Annotated in this window: 2 protein-coding genes and 1 pseudogene; all 3 read left to right on the top strand. The window is 66.8% G+C overall.

The window, feature by feature from the left end:
- Positions 1–754, top strand: a pseudogene (locus ACWC9T_RS41495) (hypothetical protein); the annotation flags it as partial.
- A 36-nt stretch (positions 755–790) separates the two neighbouring features.
- The gene (locus ACWC9T_RS41490; RefSeq protein WP_449826199.1) at positions 791–1,399 is read left to right on the top strand and encodes a TetR family transcriptional regulator; all 609 of its coding nucleotides are present in this window, start codon (positions 791–793) and stop codon (positions 1,397–1,399) included.
- A gap of 1 nt (position 1,400) precedes the next feature.
- Positions 1,401–2,342, top strand: a complete 942-nt coding sequence (locus ACWC9T_RS41485; protein WP_449826198.1) for a hypothetical protein — start codon at positions 1,401–1,403, stop codon at positions 2,340–2,342.
- Positions 2,343–2,501: the final 159 nt, after the last annotated feature.

Here is a 2,501-nt window from a genome sequence, read left to right as displayed (position 1 = left end):
CCGAACAGGCAGCCACCGAACGAACGAACCTGAACACCAATCAACCCACCCTGACCTGCTGATCAGCACCTCCCGCCCACCGGGGGATCCTCAGAACCGGACCAGCAAGCTCGACCGGTTCAAGCCCTACATCGAGCAGCGGATCGCCGAGGGCTGCACGAACCTGTCCCGACTCCACCGCGAACTGAAAGAACGCGGAGCACGCTGCAGCTACAGCACCCTGCGCGACTACGTCCGACCACTTCGACCCGACCGTCGGACCGCGGGGAGCACGCCGCCCATCGCCCGGCCGCCCTCGCCCCGCGAGGCCACCCGCTGGATCACCAGCCACCCCGACCACCTACGCGAGGAGGACCAGCAGCAACTCAAGAACCTGCTCGCCCGCTCATCCGAACTCACGGCCGCCGCCGGCCATGTCCGCACCTTCGCGACCATCATGACCAACCGCGAGGGAGACCGCCTGCGGCACTGGATCGCCGACGTCTGCGCCGACGAGCACTGCGGCCTGGCTGGCTTCGCCACCGGGCTGATCCCCCTCGACGCCGTGGTCTACGGCATGAGCACCGACTGGTCATCCGGCCCCGTCGAGGGCCGCGTCAACGACCTCAAAGCACTCAAAAGGGCCCTGTGCGGGCGGGCCGGGTTCCCGCTCCTGCGCAAGAAGCTCCTGCTGACCGCTGCCAGCCGCCGAACCGGCGCCGTCGCGGAACCTTCAGCCTCGTTCTCGAACCTCCCCAAGAAAACGTCAGACTGAGTTTGATTATGAACCCAGTCCGAATATGATCGAGGTGTGGCAGGGCTACGTGAACGCAAGAAGGAACAAACCAGGCAGCGGATCGCCGCCGTGGCGTTGAGGCTGTTCGCCGAGCGCGGCTTCGACGCGGTGACGGTCAACGAGATCGCCGAAGCCGCCGAAGTGGCCAAGGCAACGCTGTTCACGTACTTCCCCACCAAGGAGTCCCTCGCGCTCCAGGGCGTGGGTGAGGACGATCCGGCCGGGATCGTCACCAGGCGGCAACCGGGCGACTCCCCCCTCGTGGCGCTGCGGGCCCACTACCGCGCATTCGCCACCAGGCAGACGGCACTGGCGAACTACGAGGCGCTGATCGCCCAGATGCGCGTGATCCACGACAGCCCCACGCTCAGCACCGCCGCCAACAGCCTGCTCTACCAACAGCGGCAGGCGCTGGCCCGCGCCTTGGCCGAGCAGTACGGCGAGACCGCAGCCGCGCTCATGGCGGCCCAGATCGCCGCGTCCCTGCTCACCCTCCAGGAGTCCTACTTCCACCGCCTGCTCAGCGGCGCATTGCCACAGGAAGCGGGCCGCGCCCTGGCCAAGGACGTCGAGCTCGCCTTCGACCTGCTGGAAAACGGGCTCTACCACGCAAAGGAACGGTGACATGCGCGCACGCGGCATCAACTACGACACCGGGTTCCTCCCCGGTGACGCACTTTCCCGCAAGACCTTTCTCCCCGAAACGGTCCGCCACGACATGGCGGTGATCGCCGATGAGCTGCACTGTGACGCCGTGCGCATCTCCGGCCGCGATCCAGAACGGCTGAGCATCGCTGCAAACGCCGCCGCCGATGCCGGCCTGGAAATCTGGTTCGCGCCCTTCCCCGTGGACCTTCCCCCCGAGCAGGTGCTCCTTCTCTTCGCCGACTGCGCGCAACGGGCCGAAGCCGTGCGGCGTATCGGCGCCGAGGTGGTGTTCGTCACTGGATGCGAAATCAGCACTTTCTGCAGTGGCTTCCTCCCCGGGGCCACCTACACCGACCGCCTACATGCCATGGCCACAGCCGACATGGAATGGTGGGCCTCGATCGGGCCCGTCCCCGAGAGACTCAACGCCTTCCTCGCCAAAGCCGCCGCAACAGTCCGAGGCCACTTCGGCGGACGGGTCACCTACGCCTCTGGCCCCTGGGAGAGCGTCGACTGGCACCCCTTCGATCTGATCGGCGTCGACGCCTACCGGGACGTCCACAACGCCGATACCTTCCGCTCCGACCTGCGCGAGCACTTCCACCACGGCAAGCCCGTCGCCATCACCGAGTTCGGCACCTGCGCCTACCAAGGGGCGGGTGAACTCGGTGGCATGGCCTGGCAGCCGCCGTACGGAGCGATCCCGGACGAGGACGAACAGGTGCGCTACCTCGCCGAACTCACGGACATCTTCGAGGCCGAAGGAGTGGACACCGCACTCTGGTTCTCCTTCGCCAACTACGACAAGCCCGGCCCGAGGGACATCGCCTCCTACGGCGTCGTCCGCATGCTCGACGACACCCGATGGGAGCCCAAGAAGGTGTTCCACACCATGGCGACCAGATACGAACGACGCTGACCCGCCAAGAGGCCACGGCACTCCAGGGCGACGGAGCGTCACCGGGTGCACGGAAGCGCGATCGACTAGGAGCGTGTCTCAGTAACAGGCAACCCACCTGCGTCTCGTGATCATTCGTGCGGGATGATCCCGGTGTGCATGGCGAGGATGGGCTGTTCG

It is taken from the genome of Kitasatospora sp. NPDC001159 (assembly GCF_053598235.1).
Note: the sequence above shows the minus strand (reverse complement) of the source record. Positions and strands in the feature narration are given on the sequence as shown.

Excerpts from the sequence above, each read along its gene's own strand:
- ACWC9T_RS41485 (WP_449826198.1), top strand. The coding sequence starts at position 1,401 with ATGCGCGCACGCGGCATCAACTACGACACCGGGTTCCTCCCCGGTGAC.